Source organism: Mycobacterium sp. RTGN4, assembly GCF_033804635.1.
Taxonomy (GTDB): Bacteria; Actinomycetota; Actinomycetes; order Mycobacteriales; family Mycobacteriaceae; genus Mycobacterium.
Genome location: NZ_JAPZLB010000009.1, coordinates 162530 through 182981, shown reverse-complemented (window position 1 = coordinate 182981; position 20452 = coordinate 162530). Strand labels below are relative to the sequence as shown.

Genomic DNA, 20452 nt, shown 5'->3' with positions numbered 1-20452 from the left:
TGCTTGGGATCTCCTGAGGCCGTCAGCTCCGCGGCGGGACGCCGTTGACCCCTTCGGTCGAGTGGGCGTAGGTACCTACGGCAAAGGCCACCGCGGGAGCGGTGATCGACAGCGCGTGCCGATCGACGTTGTCGATGTCATCTATGGGAGTGCCATTGTTCGGATCGAATGGCTGCCCGGCCCGACCACCCCAAAGCCTGGCCTGCACTTCGGTTTTCCGTTGGTTCGTGCCTGCGGTGAGCCCGCCGATCGGAATTCCGGCCAAGAGAAACGGGCTGTAGTCGCTGGCGCGGCCCAGTGGCATGTCGGCTGGCCGCACGCCTGCGAGGTTCAAGTAACCGGCCAAGGTGCGTTCGATGCCTGCCGAACCCGCAGGCACGCTGGCCGCGGGCACGCTGGGGTTGGGCGTTCCGGACTGGTCGCCGTCGTAGGTGAAGAATCCGGCGTTCGTCGAGCCGAGCGCGTCGAAGTTCAAGTACAGCGCGACATCGCCAAGCCCCTCACGGCCAAGTCCCTGAACGTATTTCGACGAGCCAGCCAGACCAGCCTCTTGCGAACCCCAGAACGCGAACCGCACCGCATTGGTGAGCGGCGCCGATCCGCCGAGTTGCAGCGCGGTCTCGAGCACCGCCGCGACCCCGGTCCCGTTGTCGTTGATTCCGGGACTGCGCGGAGCCGTGTCCAGGTGAGCACCCGCCACCACCACGCGGTGCTGATCGCCGGTCTTGGTTTGCGCCACGACGTTTCGGGACTTCACCATGACGGACTTCGCGTCCAGAGTCAGCTTGACGGGCACAGAGGTGCGGCGAAGCTGCGCGTCGACGTCCTTGCCGATGACCGCCACCGGGTTCTTCAAGTCTTGGTAGTAGCCGGGGGTGAAGAGCCCGGCCGCGGGTCCGTTCGGACCTGGCTCGCTGACCACCAGCAGCCCGACCGCGCCCTCGGCCGCCGCGACGTTCTGCTTGTCGACCACCGAGCACCCGGTGTCGTCGACCACGGCGAGCGCGCCCTTCACGTTCACCGAACCGTAGTCGGCGGCCGCACAGCCGGCCGGCTTGGCGGGCCGCAGCGTCAGCGCGGACAAGCCACCGGCCGCGGTGCCGACGAGCAGCGACGCCTGGTCGACGGAGAAGCTGCGGCCCGCGACGGTCAGCGTCGGGTTGCCGGGCTGTTGGAGGGCGACGCGCTCGAACTCCGGGGTCTGGACGTCGAAACCCTTGTCGCGCAACATTCCTGCCACGTAATCGACACTGGCCTCGTACCCGGGGGTGCCCTCAGCGCGACTGTTCTTGTTGGCCGTCGCGATGTCGGCGAGCTTGCGCAGGTGGGCATAGACGCCGTCGATGGTGACCTTGGACGCCAGTTCGCGGGCCGGGTCAGCGGGTGCGGAGGACGGCGGCGCCGAGGAACACCCGGCCAGCGCCAGCGCGACTGCGGCGAGTAGCGCCGCCGACCTCACGAGTCCGACACCGTGTGGCGCGTGCGATCGTCTCGAACGGGTACGCCGTTGCGGCCCGTCTGGTCCTGCGCATACAACCCGATGGCGAATGCGACTCCCCTGCCTTGAATTTCGAGCGACGTGCGGTCGATGTGATCGAGCGTGTCGGTGGACTTGTGATAGTTCGGATCGAACGGCTGGTCCGCGTCACCGCCCCATAGCTTGGCCTGATCCTCGGTCTTCTTCTCCTCGGCCCCGGAGAACAACCCCCCGGCCGGAATGCCCGCCTGCGTGAAGCCGTCGTAGTCGGACCTGCCGTTGAAGTCGGTGTCCTGCGACGTCTTTCCCGCGTTCTGAAGGTAGGCCGCGAGCGTCCGTTCGATACCCGCCGAGCCCTCCGGCACGCGCGGCACCTCGGAGGAGGGCGGCGCCGACTGGTCGCCGTCGTAGGTGAAGTACCCAGGGTTGGGCGAGGCGAGCATGTCGAAGTTCAGGTACAACGCGAGGTCCTTGAGCGCCTCGACGTCGAGGCTCTCGATGTAGTTGGTCGAGCCCACCAGACCTTCCTCCTCGGCGCCCCAGAAGCCGAACCGCACCGCGTTGCGCACGTCAGGCGAACTACCCAGCTGCACAGCGGTTTCCAGTACCGCCGCTGCGCCCGAGCCATTGTCGTTGATGCCGGGGCCCTCCGGAACGCTGTCGAGGTGGGCGCCTGCCATCACGACGTCGTGCGTCGACCCGGTCTTGGTCTGCGCAATGACGTTATGCGTGCGCTCGACTCGCACCCCCGCGTTGAGCTTGATGGTGGCAGGGCCCGGGTTGGCCCGCAGCCGGGCTCCGTCGGCCTTGGTGATGCCGATGACCGGAATCTTGACGTCGGTCCGCTCGCCAAGTGTGCCGCCTTGGAACTTGTCTCCTTCGGTGTTGTTCGCGACGATCAGCGCGACCGCGCCGCTTTTGGCCGCCGCCGTCTGCTTCTCGGAGAACGGGCAGGAGCCACGGTCCACCAACACGATGGCGCCCGCGACGCCACGCCCGTCGTAGTCGTCCGCGGTGCAGCCAGGCGTGTCATCGCTGCGCGCGGCAACCAGCGGGGCACTCAGGCCACCCGCCGGGGTGCCGATGGTGAACTTCAACGGCGCCGCCTTCACGGTTTGGCCTCCGACGGTCACCACGGGTTCGTCGGCGAAGGGCAGTCGGACCTCGAACTCGTTGGTCGTCACGTCGAAGCCCTTGTCCTTGAGCGTGTTGGCGACGTAGTCCGCGCTGGCGGCATAGCCCGGTGACCCCAGCGCCCGGTTCCCGCCGTTGGCGTTGGCGATGTCGGCCAACTTGGTCAGGTGAGCCATCATCGCGTCGGTCGTGACCTTGGCCTGCAATGCCTTTCCGAACTCCGCGGCGGGTGTCGAGGGCAACGCCGCGTGCGTCGGCGTACTCGATTGGGGGGCCTCGGTACGCCCGCATCCGACCATTGCCACCGCTAGTCCGACCGCCACCATCGCCCAAGATCTACGCCGCATTGCGTTCAGGTTAGTCACGGACGGGAATGAACCGGGGAATCCCACGGTTTGATTGACATGTCACGCAATTTCCGAAGCTCGGGCATTCACGCAAAAGGAGAAGTCATGGGATCACTTCCAGACCTAGTGCCCACTGCGCTCACTCCGGTGTCGGCAGCGTTCCTTCCCGCAAGATCGTCTGATACACCTCGCCAAGGAGGTCGCCGAGGTCGGCGGTGCGGTCAGCGGGCAGACCGGAGAAGAACAACTCCCGCACCAGCGCCACGTGCTTGGGGGCCGCGTCGCGCAGCTCCTTCAAACCCCGCTCGGTCAGCGTCGCATCGGTCGCGCGGCCATCGGTGGCAGACGGCGCCCGGTCGACGATGCCGCGGCTGGCCATGCGTTGGAGATGATGCGACAGCCGGCTGCGCTCCCACCCCATCGTCGTGGCCAATGTCGATAACCGGAGCCGCCGCCCCGGCGCCTCGGAGAGCGCGTTCAACACCGTGTAGTCGGCCAACGACAGCCCGCAGTCGGCCTGCAGTTGGCGGTTCATCTCGTACTCCATGCGCAGGTAGACGCGCATGTAGTTCAGCCACGTGCGCTGTTGCACGGCGGTCAACCAGATCTTGTCGGCCATGCTCCACATCATGGGCGATGAGTGAAACATCACGCAATCAATTCAAGGAGGATCAACCATGACGGTGAACGAAACAACGGAGCGGCTGATGCATGCCAACCTGCTCGAAGTATTCAACGAACGCGATTCGCAAACACGCGGCGCGGCGATCGACCGGACCTACGCCGAGGATGTCCTTTGGACCGACGATGAGGGCGTGACGGTCGGCCGTGCGGCGCTTGCTACGAAGGCCGGGCTACTTCAACAGCATCTCGGCGACCTGCAGTTCAGGGCGGCCGGCCCCGTACAGCAGACGCTCGGGTTTGGCTACCTCGCATGGAATTTGGTCAATCCTGCCGACGAAACAGTGGTTTCGCGTGGCTTCGACGTCGCGCTCATCGCGGAGGATCGGGTCACCCACCTGTATACGGTGCTCGTCGAGTCGTGAGCGTCACGCGTCGCGCTTGTTCACCACGGTGACGGCCGCGACGAACGCGACCGCGGCGACGACGGCGAAGTACAGCAGCGAGCCGAACCCGCCCCACGGCATCGAGTACGCCGGGAACAGCCACTGCACGTCGATGAAAACGAACGCGTTGACGAACGGCAGGTACGGACCGACCTCGGCCCCGAGATGGGGCAGGTTGCCGAGTATCGGTTCGGCCACGAGTGGCCACAGCAACAGCACCGCGACCGCACCTGCGGTGTGACGCAACAGCGCACCGACGGCGACGCCGAGCACTGCCGACAGCATCGCGATGAGCGTGATCGCCCCGACGACGCGCCACACTCCCGAGGCCGCCAGCGACAACCGGGCTCCCACCAACGGGTCGGCCGACAACCGCGCCACGACGACCGCGGCGATCACCAGCACCGCGGCGTACACACCGCCGGCCACCGCGGCGACGACGGCCTTGGCCACCAGCACCAGCGTGCGACTGGGCGTCGCAAGGAAGGTGGTCCGGATCATCCCGGTGCGGTATTCGCCCGTCACCAGGATCGCGGACAGGATCATCAGCACGGGAAGCCCGAAGATCACCACGCCGGTGACCGCGTCCTGCGGGGACAGGCCCGCCGCACCGTAGGCGTTGGCCCCCTGCAGCGCGCCGACGCCAAGGCTCAGCAAGGCGGCGAGCGCCGCCGTCCACAGCGGCGAGCGGATGGTCGCCAGCTTGATCCGCTCGGCGTTGAGTACCGCCAATGCCGTCACGTGCCCACCGCCCGGTACTCCACGTCGGCGTCGGTCATTCGCAGGTACGCATCCTCGAGCGAGGCCTGCCGAACGCTGAGCTCGTGCAGCGCGATCGCGTTGCGCGCCGCGAGTTCGCCGATCACCTCGATCGCGGCACCCCGCACCGACAGCGCGGAACCGTCCGGTTCGGCCGCGACCTCGATGCCCGCGTCGGACAACAGCTCGCGCAGCGTGTCCAGCGCAGGGCTGCGTACCCGGACCGCTTCACTGCCGGAGCGGCTGACGAAGTCCTCGACCGTGGTGGACGCGATCAGCTTTCCGCGACCGATCACGACGAGCCGGTCAGCAGTGTCGGCCATCTCCCCGAGCAGGTGACTCGACACGAACACCGTGCGACCCTGCGCAGCAAGCGAGCGCATCAACGTCCGCACCCATCGGATGCCCTCGGGGTCGAGTCCGTTGACCGGTTCGTCGAAGAGCAACACCGGTGGGTCGCCGAGCAGCGCCCCCGCGATGCCCAGCCGTTGGCTCATGCCCAGCGAGAGGGTGCCCGCGTTCTTGTCGGCAGCCGACGCGAGGCCAACCGTGTCGAGCACCTCGTCGACACGGGTGACGGGGATGCCGTTGGTCGCCGCGAGCCACCGCAGGTGATCGCGCGCCGAGCGGTTCGGGTGGACCTGTTTGGCGTCCAGTAGCGCCCCGACCGTGCGAAGCGGGTTCGACAACTCTCGATACGCGCGGCCGTCGATGGTCGCCGTGCCCGACGTCGGCCGGTCGAGTCCGAGCACCATCCTCATGGTCGTCGTCTTGCCTGCGCCATTGGGACCGAGGAAGCCGGTGACGACGCCGGGTTCGATGGTGCAGCTGAGATCGTCGACGGCTCGCGTCCGCCCGAACACCTTCGTCAATCCGGACAGCTCGATGACGTGTTCCACGTGTCTAGCTCAACCTCTCCACGATCAGGTTCGCCGCCGCTCGCATGCCCGCAGCGTTCGGGTGCATGGGAGCCGGACGCCAGGGCCACGGCAATCCGAGTCCGACAGCCCACGGGTCGTTCGACCACGGGTGGTGTTCCCGGCTCGCGTCGCTCCAAAGCACCAATTCGCAACCAGTTTCCGCGGCCGCCACCGCGGTGAGGCCTTCCAGCGTGCCCCCGACGTGTCGGCCCAGCGCGGCGTCGGGGTCAGGCAGCGGCCGTGCGGGCGTGCCTTGCGGTGGCAGCAGTGTCAGGTAGTCGACGAACAGGACCCTGGCCTTCGGTGCGCGCGCCCGAACCTCGCGGCCGACGGCCTTCAACGAGTCGGCCGCCTGAGCCAGCGCGAGTTCCTTGGCCTCGGGGTCGGTTTGTGCTCGGATGGCGCGCCCGACCGCAGGCAAGGCTCGCACCAACCTTGGCAACCCCGCCGCGAGCAGCATCGGGACGTACCCCACGTCGTTGCCCCCGATGGTCACGGTGACGAGCGCCTCCGAGCCGTCGAGCGCCTCGACCTGTGGGGGTGCCCCATTCTGGGCGTCGGTCAGCACGTTCGCGGTGGTGGCGCCGGAGTAGGTCACGTCGACCAGGTCGTAGCCCAACCGCGCGGCGACGAGGTGCGGGTAGTTGACGGCCGACCGCCCGGCCAGGAGTGGGGCGCTGGGCGCACGTGGTTTGATGCCGGGGCCCGCAGCCACTGACGAGCCGATGGCTACGTAGCGCGGGCTCACAGGTCAGGGCTCGACGCCTGCGCCCAGAACCGCTTGGGAATTCGGCCCGCCTGGCGGGCCAGGTAACCGGCGGTGACGGCCGACGCCATCGCAGCGGCCATCACCGGCGGATCGGTGGCCCGGGTGACGGCGGTGGCCAACAGCACGGCGTCGCAACCGAGTTCCATCGCAAGCGCGGCGTCGCTGGCCGTGCCGATGCCCGCGTCGAGCACGACGGGCACTCCCGCCCCTTCGACGATCATCTCGATGTGGTGCGGATTGGCGATGCCAAGCCCGGTGCCGATGGGCGAGCCGAGCGGCATCACGGCGGCGCAGCCCACGTCCTCGAGCCGCCTGGCCAGCACCGGATCGTCGTTGGTGTACGGCAGCACCACGAACCCGTCGTCGACCAATTGCTCTGCCGCCCTGACCAATTCGATGCCGTCCGGGAGCAGCGTGCGTTCGTCGGCGATGACCTCGAGCTTGACCCATTCGGTGTGCAGCGCCTCGCGGGCCAGCTGCGCAGTCAGCACTGCCTCCGCGGCTCCGCGGCAGCCCGCCGTGTTAGGCAGCGGGGTGATGCCCAACCGCTGCAACAGCTCCAGCACGCCGGTGCCGCCGTGAGCGTCGACGCGGCGCATCGCCACCGTGGTCAGTTCGGTACCCGAGGCGACGAGCGCCTCCTCCAGCACAGCGAGGTTGGCCGCGCCGCCGGTACCCATGATCAGCCGGGAGCCGAAACTGCGTCCCGCGATGGTCAGTTTCTGTGACAAATCCCCGGTCGCTGCGCTCCTACCCTCCGAATCAGCCACCCTGCACCGCCGTCACCACTTCCACCTTCGCGCCGTCGGACAACGGGAGCTGCCACTGCGAGCGCGGTAGCACTGCCCAGTCGACGGCAACCGCGATGCCCTTGTCCGAAATCCCGAGCGTCTCCAGAAGCTTTGCGACAGTGGTCTGTTCGTCGAGTTCGACGGCTTCGTCGTTGACGGTGATCTTCACGAGCGGCGACCCTTCATGCAAGTACCCCTACCTCCAATTCGGACGCGATTCGGTCGGCGGTCCATGGCGCGAGCAGGAAACCCGACCTGCCATGCCCAGCGGCCACCAGCGTGCGCCCGTCGAGCCTACCGACGATGGGCACGTTGTCCGGCGTCATCGGACGCAAACCCGCGGCGCACTCGGCGAGTTCGTATTCGCCGAGCGCGGGCATCACGGCGCAGGCGTCGTCAAGCAGATCGCGCACACCCGATACGGCGGGCGCGGTATCGCGGCCGTGCTCGTACTGCGTGGCGCCCACCACCACCCCGTCGGCGCGGGGCACCAGATACACCTGCCTGCCATGAACCCTGGCCCGAATCACACGTTGCGGCAAGGGCATACAGCCGCGACGCCAACGCAACCGCAGCACCTCGCCCTTGACCGGCCGGATCGGAAGCCCCGGCCACAGCGCGGGCGCGTCGATGCCGTTGGCGATCACCGTGGCATCCGCGTCACGGGTGGCGTCGAGCGTGTCCACCGGCGGCGCCCAACTCACGCCGAGCCGTTCACAGTGCTTGGCCAGCGCCGCTACCACCGCCCGATTGTCCACGGCCAGTTCGGTTTCGGCGCAGAAGCCGTGTCGGATGCCCTGGGCGAGCAACGGCTCCAGGTCGCGGGCCGACGTCGTCGGGGTCACCGGTTGCCCCTGACCGGCGAGCCACTGCATGACGGTGCGTAGGTCTTCGACGTCGGCCCGATCGACGGCCACCACCAGCGACTCTCGGGCCGTCACCACCTCCGGCGGCAGTCCGTCGAGGAACCCGTCGTGCCACTTCTGCAACGACGCGAGCCCGATCTGCAGCAGCCCCTCTTCACCCGGCCAGCCCTCGCTGTGCGGGGCCAGCATGCCGCCCGCCACCCAGGAGGCGCCGCGCTCCTCGGTGCGGTGCACCCGCACCGACCAGCCGTCCAGCGCGGCGCGGCGGGCCACGGACAGCCCGATGACGCCACCGCCGACGACGGCCAGTGATTTCGCGGGCATCTCTGCTCCCTTCGCCGGCATGACCCGGATCAGGTGTGACGGTAAGGGCTGGTCGTGCCCACTCTCAGTCCCCGTCCCGGGACTCCCGTGTCGGGTATCCACACTACTCGGGCCAGTAACGTCACCGATGTGGAGAACCCCAGAGCGCGCCTAGCGACCGCCCTGCTGTACCTATGCACCGACGCCCGCCGCGAGCGCGGCGACCTGGCCGAGTTCGTCGACGCCGCCCTGGCCGGCGGCGTGGACATCGTCCAGCTGCGCGACAAGGGCTCGGTCGGCGAACAACGTTTCGGACCCTTGGAGGCCCGCGCCGAGTTGGCCGCGCTCGAGGTGCTCGCCGACGCGGCCCGCCGTCACGGCGCCCTCGTTGCGGTCAACGACCGCGCCGACATCGCGTTCGCCGCGGGTGCCGACGTGCTTCACCTCGGACAGGACGACCTACCGCTGCCGAAGGCCCGCGCGGTCATCGGAGCCGCTCCGCTCATCGGCCGCTCCACCCACGACGTCGCACAGCTGAACGCCGCGATCAACGAACAGGTCGACTACTTCTGCGTCGGACCGTGCTGGCCAACGCCGACGAAACCGGGCAGGCCGGCGGCAGGGCTGGACCTGGTGCGTTCGGCGGCCGAATCGGGAACGGACAAGCCATGGTTCGCGATCGGTGGCATCGACGGCGCACGGCTGCCAGAGGTGCTCGAAGCTGGGGCACGCCGGGTCGTCGTGGTGCGCGCCATCACCGGGGCTGACGATCCGGCTGCTGCAGCGGCGGAGTTGAAGGCGGCGCTTACGGCTCGTTGACCAAGAGCGGGAGCGACGTCGTCAAGGTGCGGAGCTCGTCCCAACTGGCCGCGAAACCCGGGTGCAGCGGAAGCGCGGCCACCTCGTCGACGTCCACCCATCGCAATTCGGCACTCTCCCGATTGGGCACCGTGGGCAGCAGTTCGGAGGCGTCGGCGACGACCGTGGTGTAGGTCCAATCGCCGCCCGCTGCGGACGCGGTGACCTTGGTGGTCCGCACGATCAGTTGATCCGCGGTGAGCCCGGCCTCCTCGTGGGCCTCGCGCGTGGCGGCCTCCTCGACCGTTTCGTGGCTGTCTCTGGCGCCGCCGGGCAGCCCCCAGGTGCCGCCCTGATGGCTCCAGACGGCCCGGTGCTGAAGCAGCACGGCCACCCTGCCGTCGGACTGCGGGGCCCGCAGCAGCAACCCGGCCGCGCCGTGCCTGCCCCAGAAATGGCCGCCGTCGTTGGACAAGACCCAGCCATCACCGTCGCCGCGCACGGGTTCAGGATAGGGAACGCGGCCGGAATTGACCTGGCCGGGCGGACTCGAAGTTCGACACCACGCCCCGAATCCGCCCCCTCGCCGCAATCTGCTCTTAGACTTTCTTCATACAAGTTGGGCAGTCGAGAAAGTAGCCGGGAAGTTGAGGTCCGCACACAGGTGACTGTGGAGTTGGCGCACCCTTCGACCGAACCGATGGCGTCGCGGTCGCCGACCACCACGGCGCATCCACGCTGGTGGTTCCTTTGGACGACCCCAGGTCGCATCCTCACGATCGGCGTCGTGCTGTCCGCGCTGGTGGTCGCGTGCGCATTCGCGACCTCAACCACCATCGACGATCGCCAGCAGGCACTGACCACGGTGCTCGACCACACCGAGCCATTGGCCTTCGCGGCCGGGCAGCTCTACACCACGCTTTCGGTGGCCGACGCCGCCGCCGCCACGGCATTCATCGCAGGCGCCGAACCCCAGGACGTCCGACAGCGCTACGAGCAGGCGATCACCGACGCCGCCGTCGCCGTCACCCAGGCATCGAGCGGGCTCACCGACAAGGACATGATCCGGCTGCTCGGCGAGGTCAACGCGCAGTTGGCCGTCTACACCGGACTCGTGGAGACCGCCCGCACCAACAACCGGGCCGGCAATCCGGTCGGTTCGTCGTATCTGTCCGAGGCGTCCGCGCTCATGCAGACGCAGATCCTGCCCGACGCGCAACGGCTGTACGAGCGGACCTCCAAGCAGGTCGACGTCGAGACCACGGCGTCCACCCGAATCCCTGCGTCGGTCATCCTGGTGGTGCTCGCGACGCTGTTGTTCGGGGCGTTCGCGAACCGGTGGCTGGCACGTCGCACCCGGCGGCGGGTGAACATCGGGTTCGTCGCGGGCGGGCTGGCCGTGCTGATCATCGTGGTGTGGGTCGGCACCGCGCTCGTCATCTCGACGCTGGACAGCCGGAGCGCGAAGAGCACGGCCGCCGAGTCACTCAAGACCGTCACCACCATGGCGATCACCGCCCAGCAGGCGCGCGCCGACGAGACGTTGTCCTTGATCAGGCGGGGCGACGAGGGCGCCCGCAAGCAGTCCTACTACCAGCGCATCGACACCATGCAGCAGCAGCTGTCCGACTACCTCGGCCGCGACGAGGCCATCGACAAGACGGACCTGGCCGACGCGGAGCAACTGCTGCGGCGCTGGCGGGCCGCCGACGACCGCATCAACGCCTACATCGCCGACGGCGAGTACCAGCGGGCGACGGACGTCGCGCTGGGCACCGGCGAGGACGACTCGACGCCTGCCTTCGAGAAGCTCGACGCCGCGTTGGCGAAGGGCATCGAGGAAAGCCGCAAGCAGTTGCGCGGCGACATCGTGAACGCGCGCCGCGTGCTTTCCGGCGCGACCGTCGGCGCCGCGGTACTGAGCGTGATCGCCGCGATGGCCGTCACGCTGGGACTGTGGCCCCGGATGAGCGAGTACAGATGATGGTGATGAGGAAGTTGTTCGTCGTGATCGCCACGGTCTCGGTGCTGGTGGGGTGTGGCCAGGTCGCACCCATGGGCTCCGAGCCGGGGATCACCCTTGCGCCACCGACTCCGGCGGGCATGGAGCAGGACCCTTCGGCGGGTTACGACGGGCCACCGCCGGACGACGACAGCTGCCTGGGCAGCCTTCGGCCGTTCCCGACGAAGACGCAGGCCGACGCCGCAGTCGCCAACATCCGCAATCGCGGCAGACTTATCGTCGGGCTGGACATCGGAAGCAACCTGCTCAGCTTCCGCGACCCGATCACCGGCGAGATCACGGGCTTCGACGTCGACATCGCGGGCGAAGTGGCACGCGACATCTTCGGAACCCCGTCTCAGGTCGTGTACCGCATCCTCTCGTCCAACGACCGCATGGAGGCGTTGCAGAACAACAAGGTCGACATCGTCGTCAAGAGCATGAGCATCACGTGCGAGCGACGGAAGCTGGTCAACTTCTCGACCGCGTACCTGATAGCCAATCAGCGGATCCTGGCTGCCCGCGACTCCAACATCGAGAAGCCCTCAGACCTTTCCGGCAAGCGGGTGTGCGCGGTCACGGGCACCACGTCGCTTCAACGCATCCAGCAGCTCAAGCCGCCACCTGTCGTCGTCGAGGTCGTGACGTGGTCCGACTGCTTGGTGGCGCTGCAACAGCGGCAGGCCGACGCAGTCTCCACCGACGACACCATCCTGGCCGGCCTGGTGGCTCAGGATCCCTACCTTCACATCGTCGGGCCAAACATGAGCGAGGAGCCCTACGGCATCGGCGTCAACCTGGAGAACACCGGCCTGGTGCGCTTCGTGAACGGGACGCTGGAGCGCATTCGCCGCGACGGCACCTGGAACACGTTGTACCGCAAGTGGTTGACGGTGCTCGGTCCGGCGCCGTCGCCGCCCGTCCCGAGGTACATCGACTGATGGCCGGCCAGGAGCAGCACGCCGACGACGACATCCCGGGCACACAGCCCGCGGAGGCCATGACGTACGACTCGCTGGCGACCATGCGTCCGATGGCCACCCAGGCGGTGTTCCGGCCGGACTTCGCCGACTCCGAGGGCATGTCCGTCGGCACCGCCGAGACCGAGCCCACCGAACATCCGACGCCAACCACTCGAATGTTCGCGCCCATCCGCAGGCTCGGTGGTGGGCTGGTCGAGGTGCCGCGCGTGCCGGCCAGGGACCCGTTGGACGCGCTGATGACCAACCCGGTCGTCGCGGAGGCCAAGCGGTACTGCTGGAACTGCGGCAAGCCGGTCGGCCGTTCGAGCTCGGACGGCCCTGCACTGTCCGAAGGCTGGTGCCCGCACTGCGGCAGCCCGTATTCCTTTCTGCCACAACTGAGCCCGGGCGACATGGTCGTCGACCAGTATGAGATCAAGGGCTGCATCGCGCACGGTGGACTTGGCTGGATCTACCTGGCGTTCGACAAGAACGTCAACGATCGGCCGGTCGTGCTCAAGGGCCTGGTGCACTCCGGTGACGCCGAGGCCCAGGCCATCGCAATGGCCGAGCGGCAGTTCCTCGCCGAGGTCACCCACCCCGCGATCGTGAAGATCTTCAACTTCGTCGAGCACGAGGACAAGCACGGTGAGCCCGTCGGCTACATCGTGATGGAGTACGTCGGCGGCACCTCGCTGAAACGGGCAAAGGGCGCCAAACTCTCTGTCGCGCAAGCCATTGCCTACATGCTCGAGATCCTGCCCGCGCTCGGCTACCTGCACTCCGTCGGGCTGGTTTACAACGATCTCAAGCCCGAGAACATCATGCTCACCGAGGAGCAGCTGAAGCTCATCGACCTTGGCGCGGTGTCGCGCATCAACTCGTTCGGATTCCTTTACGGCACCCCGGGTTATCAGGCCCCGGAGATCGTCAAGACGGGTCCGACGGTGGCCACCGACATCTTCACCGTCGGCCGCACGCTCGCCGCCATGACGCTGAACCTGAGGACGCGCAACGGACGTTACGTCGACGGGCTTCCCGATGAGGATCCGCTACTCGCGCAATATGATTCGTTCGGGAGGATGTTGCGACGGGCGATCGACCCCGACCCGCGCCGCCGCTTCGCCAGTGCCGACGAGATGGCCGGACAGCTCTTGGGCGTGCTGCGCGAGGTCGTCGCGAAGGACAGCGGAGTATCGCGGCCTGGTCTTTCGACGGTCTTCAGCCCGTCGCGGTCGACGTTCGGTATCGACCTCCTGGTCGCCCACACCGACGTCTATCTCGATGGGCAGGTGCACTCGGAAAAGCTGACCAGCCAAGACATCATCCGGGCGCTGCCCGTGCCACTGGTCGACCCGGCTGATGTCGGGGCCACCGTGCTGTCGGCAACCGTCATGAGTCAGCCCGTGCAGACGCTGGATTCGCTGCGCGCGGCACGGCACGGCACGCTGGACTCGGAGGGCATCGACCTCTCTGACTCCGTCGAACTGCCGCTGATGGAGGTGCGGGCCCTGCTCGATCTCGGCGACGTCGCCAAGGCCAACCGCAAGCTCGACGACCTGGCCGACCGGGTGGGCTGGCACTGGCGGCTGGTGTGGTTCCGCGCCGTGGCCGACCTACTGTCCGCCGACTACGAAACGGCGACAAAGCACTTCACCGAAGTGCTCGACACGCTGCCAGGTGAGCTGGCGCCCAAGTTGGCGCTCGCGGCCACGGCCGAACTGTCCCGCACCGCCGACGAGGGCACGTTCTACAAGACGGTGTGGAACACCGACAACGGCATCATCTCCGCCGGGTTCGGACTGGCGCGCGCACAGTCTGCGGACGGTGACCGCGGCGCCGCCGTCAAGACGCTCGACCAAGTCCCGCCCACCTCAAGGCATTTCACAACCGCTCGGCTCACCAGCGCCGTCACCCTGCTGTCCGGGCGGTCCGGCAGCGAGGTCACCGAGCAGCAGATCCGCGACGCCGCGCACCGGGTGGAGGCACTTCCCGAAACCGAGCCACGGGTGCTGCAGATCCGGGCGCTGGTGTTGGGCACCGCGATGGACTGGCTGGCCGACAACGTCGCGAGCACCAATCACATCCTCGGCTTTCCGTTCACCGAACACGGGTTGCGGCTCGGTGTCGAGGCGTCGCTGCGGGGGCTGGCCAGGGTTGCGCCAACGCAGGCGCACCGTTACGCGTTGGTCGACCTTGCGAACAACGTGAGGCCGATGAGCACGTTCTAGGGATCTGCCTTCGCGACATTGCACTGAGGTAAGTGCGCACTCGCACGTTTGTTGCGTGACTTCAATCTCGCGCGGGCTCAGCCGTCAACCGCACCCGTGCACGCCCGCGCGATGGCGAGCTCCTCGTCGGTCGGGATGACGAGCACGGTCACCGGAGACATGTCGACCGTGATCCGCCGCGGTCCCCTCGCGGGGCTGGTGTTGAGGTGCTCGTCGAGCTCGATGCCAAGCGGCGCAAGGCCGATGAGCGCGTCGCGCCGGACCGCCGCGTCGTTCTCGCCGACACCCGCGGTGAAGGTGATGACGTCGGTGTTGCCCAACAACGCCATGTACGCGCCGATGTACTTGCGCAGCCGGTGGATGTACACCTCGTAGGCCAACTGCGCGGCCTCGTCACCCGCGTCGATGCGCTGGTGCAACACCCGGAAGTCGATCTCGCCGCCCAGGCCCAAAACCCCGGAGTTGCGGTTCAGCATCGACTCGATCTCCTCGACGCTCATACCCGCAGTCCGCCAGAGGTACGTGATGATGCCGGGATCGAGATCGCCAGAGCGCGTGCCCATCACCAGCCCCTCCATCGGGGTCAACCCCATGGACGTGTCAATGGGACGACCGCCAACGATCGCCGAGGCCGACGCCCCGTTGCCGAGATGAAGCACGATCTGGCTCAGCGATTCAGTCGGCACCCCCAAGAACGCGGCCGCCTGCTCGCTAACGTACTGGTGCGACGTGCCGTGAAAACCATACCGTCGAATATGCCACTGCGCGGCCAGGTCTCGGTCGATGGCGTAGGTAGCGGCGGCGGCGGGCAGGTCGTGAAAGTAGGCCGTGTCGAACACCGCGACGTGCGGCACCTCCGGCAGCACCTTGCGTGCGACCTCGATCCCAAGGATTGCCGGCGGGTTGTGCAGTGGCGCAAGCGGTGAGACCCGCTCCAGCGTCGCGATCAAGGCGTCGTCGACGATGGTCGGGCGGTACAGGTCGGGTCCGCCGTGTACCACTCGGTGCCCGACCGCGACGAGGTCGAGTGCTTCCAACTCGCAGCCCGCCTCCGCCAGCGCGACGAACGCCGCTCGGAGCGCGGCCTCGTGGTCGGCAGGGCCGCCGTCGTCCCCGATTCGTTCGACGATCCCGTCGGCGAGTTGCCGCCCCGAATCAGGTTCGACGACCGCATATTTCAGCGACGACGAGCCACAGTTGAGTACCAGGACGGTGCGCATCACTTGCCCTGCGCCTGGATCGCAGTGATGGCCACGGTATTCACGATGTCTTCGACGAGCGCTCCGCGGGATAGGTCGTTGACCGGCTTGTTGAGCCCTTGGAGCACGGGCCCGATCGCAATGGCCCCAGCGCTGCGCTGCACGGCCTTGTAGGTGTTGTTGCCGGTGTTCAGGTCGGGGAAGATCAGCACGGTGGCGCGGCCAGCGACCTTCGACTCGGGCATCTTGGTGGCCGCCACCGACGGTTCCACCGCCGCGTCGTACTGGATGGGTCCCTCGACGAGCAGGTCCGGCGCCCGCTCCCGCACCAGTTCCGTTGCGGCTCTGACCTTGTCGACGTCAGCCCCAGTACCGGAAGTACCGGTCGAGTACGAGAGCATCGCCACCCGCGGCTCGATGCCGAACTGGGCGGCGGTGCGCGCCGAGGAGATCGCGATGTCCGCCAGCTGTTCCGATGTCGGGTCCGGCACGATCGCACAGTCGCCATAGGCCAGCACCTGATCGGCCAGGCACATCAGGAAGATGCTCGACACCGTGGTGACTCCTGGCGTCGTCCTGATTATCTCGAACGCGGGCCTGATGGTGTGCGCGGTGGTGTGGCGCGCCCCAGACACCATGCCGTCCACCATGTCGTTGTGCACGAGCATGGTGCCGAAATACGAGACGTCGTGGATGATCTCGCGCGCCTGCTCGAGGGTAACGCCCTTGCGCTTGCGCAACTCCGCGTACTGTTCGGCGAACTTGTCGCACAGTTCGCTGGTCTTCGGGTTCAACACCACGGCGTCCGACAGGTCGACGCCAAGCTCGGCGGCACGGGCCCGAACCTCCGGCTCGTCACCGAGAATGGTGAGCTCGGCCACCGAACGCTGCAACAACCGTCCGGCTGCCTTCAGAATGCGGTCGTCGTCACCCTCCGGCAACACGATGCGCCTGAGATCTGAACGCGCGCGGTCCAACAACTGGTAGGTGAACATCTGCGGCGTCACGACCGACGGGATCGGAATCGACAGTTGCGCAATGAGATCGGCGGTGTCGACGTGTTTGTCCATCAACTCGAGCGCGGTGTCGATCTTGCGCTGCGACGTCGCCGTCACACGCCCGCGCGCGTGCGAAACGGCGCGCGCGGTGTCATACGTACCGAGGTCGGTGGCAATGATCGGAAGCCGCAGCCCCAGCCCCGAGACCAGCTTCGCGATCGACGGGTGCAGCGGAAGCCCGCCGTTGAGGATGAGGCAGGACAACGACGGAAAGCCCTCCGCGGCATGGGCACTCGCCATCGCGAGCACGACGTCAGACCGGTCGCCAGGGGTGATCACCGCCATGCCTTCGACCAACCGCTCGAGCACGTGTTCGGCGGTCATCCCTGCGACGAGCACGCCGAGCGCCTCGCGGCTCAGCAGGTCCTCGTCGCCGCTGATGACCGTCCCGTGCACCGAGTCGCGCAGCTCGGCGACCGACGGGGCGACCAGTAGCGGCTCCTCGGGAAGCACGTAGCACTTGAGGCCATCCTGATCGATGCGCCGTAGTGCCGCGGCCACGGCATCCAGTTCAGCTGGAGCGCAGCGGTTGGCCACCACCGCAGCGGTGTGGGCGTGCTGGCCGGCAATCTCCGCCAGACATAGTTCGACGACGTGCGCGACGTCGTCGGGCGTGCGGTCGGCGGCCCGCACCGCGAGCACCACCGGCGCGCCGAGGTTCACGGCGATGCGCGCGTTGACGGACAACTCGCTCGGGGATGCGACGTCGGTGTAGTCACTTCCGACGATCAGCACGGCGTCACACCGCTGCGCCACCTGGTGGTAGCGATCCACGATGTCGGCGAGCGCCGAGTCGGGGTCGTCGTGCAGTTGCTGATACCCGACTCCGACGCACTCCTCGTAGCTGAGCCCGGCGGTGGTGTGAGCGAGCAAGAGTTCGAGGATGTAGTCGCGGTCCTCGCCCATCCTGGTGATCGGCCGGAATACGCCCACCTTCGCGACCGTGGCCGCCAGCCGGTGCAGGATTCCCAGCGCGATCGTCGACTTGCCGGTGTCGCCCTCTGGCGACGCTACGTAGATTGCGACCGCGGTGCCTGAGCTCACCCGCCCAGCTTTCCCTACCCGAGCCGACGCCGCCAAAAGTCGAACCGATCCCGCCCGGGTTCGAACCCGGCCGACTCGACGACGTCGACCGCCACGTCGAACTTGTCGCCAACCCGGAAGGCCTGGTGCGCATCGCTGCCGAACGACACCGCGTCGCCGCCCTCCTGCCACCACCACCGGATCAACTCCGCGGACGCCAGCGGGCTCGACGTGTTGAGCTCAAGGGCCCGACCGGACGATGCGAGCTCGCGGAAAACCGCGCGGTAGCCCTCCTCGAAATCGGCCTCCCGGTAGGCGCCGACGCGGTCAGCCGGCCAGTACCGGCGCGGATAGTCGCAGTGCGCGAGCACGTTGAACACCGAGGAACTGCCGACGAGCATCACCATGTCCCGAAGGTATTGCCGCATCAGATCGTGTGGGTCGACGGCGCGGAAGAGCCTGGCGTTGACGTACTCCAGGCGGCCGTCGAACTCCACCGCATGCAGGCTGCCCAATACCCGTTCGAAGTCACCTGCGGCGAGCACACTCGCCACGCTGGCCGCGAACAGATGCGGCTCCCCCGCCTCGATTCCAGACTGGATTCGCAACTGCGGGAAGAGGTCTCGACAGCGTTCGATGTTCGCCAGGTAGCCATCGACGTCCAACGGCGAGACACGGGGCCGTGCGCCGACCTGCCCGACGGCATCGCCGTCACCCCACTCCGTGAAGTCGACGTGCTCGGTGAAGGCCAACCCTGGTAACCCAAGCTCGACTGCCCGCGCACACGCGAGTTCCATGGTCGAGCCGTCCGCGGTGTCCCATGACCACCGTGAGTGGACGTGGTTGTCGGCAGGAATCATCCCAGCTTGCGAAGCCGCGGCTCCAGATCCTTCTGGAAGAGTTCGAGGAAGCGGCGCTGATCGTGGCCCGGCGCGTGGAACACCAGATGGTTCAGGCCCCAGTCGACGTAATCCTTGACCTTGGCGACGGCCTCGTCGGGGTCGGACGCGACGATCCAGCGCTTGGCGACCTGCTCGATGGGCAGCGCGTCGGCGGCCTTCTCCATCTCGATCGGGTCGTGAATGTTGGTCTTCTGCTCGGCGGTCAGCGACAGCGGCGCCCAGAATCGCGTGTTCTCCAGGGCCAGTTCGGGATCGGTGTCATAGGAGATCTTGATCTCGATCATCCGGTCGACGTCGTCGGGATTCTTGCCCGCGGCCTCGGCGCCCTCGCGCATCGCGGGGATGAGCTTGTCCTTGTACAGCTCTTCGCCCTTGCCGGACGTGCAGATGAATCCGTCGCCAGCCCGCCCCGCGTACTTGGCCACCTGCGGCCCGCCCGCGGCGATGTAGATCGGGATCCCGCCCTCGGGCACGTCGTAGATCGAAGCGCCCTTGGTCTTGTAGTACTCGCCCTCGAAGTCGACCCGGTCGCCCACCCACAACTCACGCATCAGCTTGATGGACTCGCGTAGCCGCGCGTAGCGCTCCTTGAACTCGGGCCACTCGCCCTCGTATCCGGTGGCGATCTCGTTGAGCGACTCGCCGGTGCCGACGCCCAGGAAGATCCGGTCCGGGTACAGGCACCCCATGGTGGCGAACGCCTGCGCGATGACCGCCGGGTTGTAGCGGAACGTCGGCGTCAACACCGAGGTGCCCAGGATGAGCCGCTTGGTGCGCTCGCCGACCGCGGTCATCCAGGCCAGCGAGAAGGGCGCGTGCCCACCCTCGTGCCGCCACGGCTGGAAGTGATCGCTGACCGTCGCGCTGTCCATGCCGTGCGCCTCGGCCTCCACGGCGAGTTCGACGAGTTCGCGTGGGGCGAACTGCTCCGCCGACGCCTTGTATCCGAGTTTGAGTTCAGCCACAGTTAGTTTCTACTCCTCGGGCGGGCGCAGTATTCCTCGGCGTTGCGTCGAGCGGGAATTTGACCACGAGTTCCGCGGCGCGATTTCGTCGTGAGCTTCGCACTCGCGATGACGAAATGCGGCCACACCTAGACTGACCGGGTGGGGACTTCAGTCGATCTGACGCAAATCACCGACACCGTCCACTTTGCGCAGACCGACCTGGTGAATTGGACCCTCGTCACCGACGACAGCGGCCTGTTGATCATCGACGCGGGCTTTCCCGGCCAACGCGACGACGTGCTGGCCTCCATACGTCAGCTCGGGTACGACATCGACGACATCCACGCGTTCCTGCTGACGCACGCCCACGTCGACCACTTCGGCACGGCGATCTGGTTCGCGAAAACCCATGGCACACCGGTGTTCTGCCACGCGGCCGAAGTCGGACACGCCCATCGCGAGTACCTCGAGCAGGTCTCGCTGGTCGACCTCGCCACCAAGATGTGGCAGCCGCGGTACCTCAAGTGGTCACTGGAAATCGGTACCAAGGGCGCGCTGACGCACGAGGGCATCCCCAGCGCGCACGCGCTGACCGAAGACGTCGCGGCCGCGTTGCCGGGCACCCCGATGGCGATTCCCTCGCCGGGCCACACCGGCGGGCATTGTTCCTACCTGGTCGACGGGGTGCTGGTCGCCGGGGACGCGCTCATCACCGGGCATCCGGTGTCGACGCGACGCGGCCCGCAGCTGCTTCCCGACATCTTCAACCACGATCAGGACGGGTGCGTGCGGAGTCTCGACGCGCTCGGCATGCTCGACACCGACGTCCTGCTCCCTGGCCACGGGCCGGTGTGGCGCGGGTCCATCCGAGCGGCGGCAGAGCAAGCCGCACGATGA

The 20452-nt window shown here is 67.5% G+C and carries 20 protein-coding genes and 1 riboswitch; of the genes, 6 read left to right on the top strand and 14 right to left on the bottom strand.

Translation table 11 applies throughout. The features are described from left to right. Nucleotides 1–22: 22 nt before the first annotated feature. From SLQ30_RS20655 to SLQ30_RS20645, 3 genes are all read right to left on the bottom strand, one after another. Complete coding sequence (locus SLQ30_RS20655; RefSeq protein WP_319448125.1) at nt 23–1459, bottom strand: M28 family peptidase; 1437 nt, start codon at nt 1457–1459, stop codon at nt 23–25. Beyond that, nucleotides 1456–2958 carry a M28 family metallopeptidase gene (locus SLQ30_RS20650; RefSeq protein ID WP_319448126.1) on the bottom strand — a complete coding sequence of 501 codons (1503 nt, stop codon included), beginning with the start codon at nt 2956–2958 and terminating at the stop codon, nt 1456–1458. Before SLQ30_RS20650 ends, SLQ30_RS20655 begins: the two co-directional genes overlap by 4 nt. 139 nt (nt 2959–3097) lie before the next feature. Beyond that, entirely contained in the window at nt 3098–3577 is a 480-nt protein-coding gene (locus SLQ30_RS20645; RefSeq protein ID WP_319448127.1) for a MarR family winged helix-turn-helix transcriptional regulator, read from the bottom strand. A 58-nt stretch (nt 3578–3635) separates the two neighbouring features. Between SLQ30_RS20645 and SLQ30_RS20640 the strand changes: the two genes are divergently transcribed. Next, nucleotides 3636–4004, top strand: a complete 369-nt coding sequence (locus tag SLQ30_RS20640) for a nuclear transport factor 2 family protein (protein ID WP_319448128.1) — start codon at nt 3636–3638, stop codon at nt 4002–4004. Between the two features lie 3 nt (nt 4005–4007). Here SLQ30_RS20640 and SLQ30_RS20635 read toward each other — a convergent pair whose 3' ends face one another. The 6 genes from SLQ30_RS20635 to thiO form a co-directional block, all read right to left on the bottom strand. Continuing rightward, entirely contained in the window at nt 4008–4766 is a 759-nt protein-coding gene (locus SLQ30_RS20635) for an ABC transporter permease (protein ID WP_319448129.1), read from the bottom strand. Next, complete coding sequence (locus SLQ30_RS20630; RefSeq protein WP_319448130.1) at nt 4763–5683, bottom strand: ABC transporter ATP-binding protein; 921 nt, start codon at nt 5681–5683, stop codon at nt 4763–4765. Before SLQ30_RS20630 ends, SLQ30_RS20635 begins: the two co-directional genes overlap by 4 nt. A 4-nt stretch (nt 5684–5687) precedes the next feature. Further along, complete coding sequence (locus SLQ30_RS20625) at nt 5688–6452, bottom strand: SGNH/GDSL hydrolase family protein (RefSeq protein ID WP_319448131.1); 765 nt, start codon at nt 6450–6452, stop codon at nt 5688–5690. After that, a complete protein-coding gene (locus SLQ30_RS20620) occupies nt 6449–7204 on the bottom strand; it encodes a thiazole synthase (protein WP_319448300.1) in 756 nt (251 codons plus the stop codon). The genes SLQ30_RS20625 and SLQ30_RS20620 overlap by 4 nt, the downstream gene beginning before the upstream one ends. A 31-nt stretch (nt 7205–7235) precedes the next feature. Beyond that, a complete protein-coding gene (gene thiS, locus SLQ30_RS20615; RefSeq protein WP_319448132.1) occupies nt 7236–7433 on the bottom strand; it encodes a sulfur carrier protein ThiS in 198 nt (65 codons plus the stop codon). 13 nt (nt 7434–7446) lie between these two features. Then, the gene (gene thiO, locus SLQ30_RS20610) at nt 7447–8454 is read right to left on the bottom strand and encodes a glycine oxidase ThiO (protein ID WP_319448133.1); all 1008 of its coding nucleotides are present in this window, start codon (nt 8452–8454) and stop codon (nt 7447–7449) included. Beyond that, a riboswitch (TPP riboswitch) is annotated at nt 8444–8553 on the bottom strand. (Overlaps the previous gene by 11 nt.) A gap of 30 nt (nt 8554–8583) precedes the next feature. Here thiO and thiE point away from each other — a divergent pair. Next, nucleotides 8584–9252 (top strand): thiamine phosphate synthase, encoded by a 669-nt coding sequence (gene thiE / locus SLQ30_RS20605; RefSeq protein ID WP_319448134.1) that lies wholly within the window; start codon nt 8584–8586, stop codon nt 9250–9252. Here the strand turns inward: thiE and SLQ30_RS20600 are convergent. Continuing rightward, nucleotides 9239–9733 (bottom strand): NUDIX hydrolase, encoded by a 495-nt coding sequence (locus tag SLQ30_RS20600; RefSeq protein ID WP_319448135.1) that lies wholly within the window; start codon nt 9731–9733, stop codon nt 9239–9241. The genes thiE and SLQ30_RS20600 overlap by 14 nt on opposite strands. 162 nt (nt 9734–9895) lie before the next feature. Here SLQ30_RS20600 and glnX point away from each other — a divergent pair, with 162 nt between their 5' ends. The 3 genes from glnX to SLQ30_RS20585 are packed head-to-tail and all read left to right on the top strand — an operon-like array spanning nt 9896 to nt 14426. Next, complete coding sequence (glnX, locus tag SLQ30_RS20595) at nt 9896–11215, top strand: protein kinase G-activating protein GlnX (RefSeq protein WP_319448136.1); 1320 nt, start codon at nt 9896–9898, stop codon at nt 11213–11215. Beyond that, on the top strand, nt 11212–12174 hold the full coding sequence (locus SLQ30_RS20590; protein WP_413468113.1) for a glutamate ABC transporter substrate-binding protein: 963 nt from the start codon (nt 11212–11214) through the stop codon (nt 12172–12174). Before glnX ends, SLQ30_RS20590 begins: the two co-directional genes overlap by 4 nt. After that, complete coding sequence (locus SLQ30_RS20585) at nt 12174–14426, top strand: serine/threonine-protein kinase PknG (RefSeq protein WP_319448301.1); 2253 nt, start codon at nt 12174–12176, stop codon at nt 14424–14426. Before SLQ30_RS20590 ends, SLQ30_RS20585 begins: the two co-directional genes overlap by 1 nt. A 77-nt stretch (nt 14427–14503) precedes the next feature. Here SLQ30_RS20585 and SLQ30_RS20580 read toward each other — a convergent pair whose 3' ends face one another. The 4 genes from SLQ30_RS20580 to fgd are packed head-to-tail and all read right to left on the bottom strand — an operon-like array spanning nt 14504 to nt 19573. After that, nucleotides 14504–15649: an acetate kinase gene (locus tag SLQ30_RS20580; protein ID WP_319448138.1), complete on the bottom strand. Its 1146-nt coding sequence runs from the start codon at nt 15647–15649 to the stop codon at nt 14504–14506. Then, complete coding sequence (gene pta / locus SLQ30_RS20575; RefSeq protein ID WP_319448139.1) at nt 15646–17727, bottom strand: phosphate acetyltransferase; 2082 nt, start codon at nt 17725–17727, stop codon at nt 15646–15648. Before pta ends, SLQ30_RS20580 begins: the two co-directional genes overlap by 4 nt. Nucleotides 17728–17741: 14 nt before the next feature. Beyond that, nucleotides 17742–18566, bottom strand: a complete 825-nt coding sequence (locus tag SLQ30_RS20570; RefSeq protein WP_319448140.1) for a PHP domain-containing protein — start codon at nt 18564–18566, stop codon at nt 17742–17744. Beyond that, nucleotides 18563–19573 carry a glucose-6-phosphate dehydrogenase (coenzyme-F420) gene (gene fgd, locus SLQ30_RS20565; protein ID WP_319448141.1) on the bottom strand — a complete coding sequence of 337 codons (1011 nt, stop codon included), beginning with the start codon at nt 19571–19573 and terminating at the stop codon, nt 18563–18565. The genes SLQ30_RS20570 and fgd overlap by 4 nt, the downstream gene beginning before the upstream one ends. Before the next feature lie 141 nt (nt 19574–19714). Here fgd and SLQ30_RS20560 point away from each other — a divergent pair, with 141 nt between their 5' ends. Then, entirely contained in the window at nt 19715–20452 is a 738-nt protein-coding gene (locus SLQ30_RS20560; protein ID WP_319448142.1) for an MBL fold metallo-hydrolase, read from the top strand.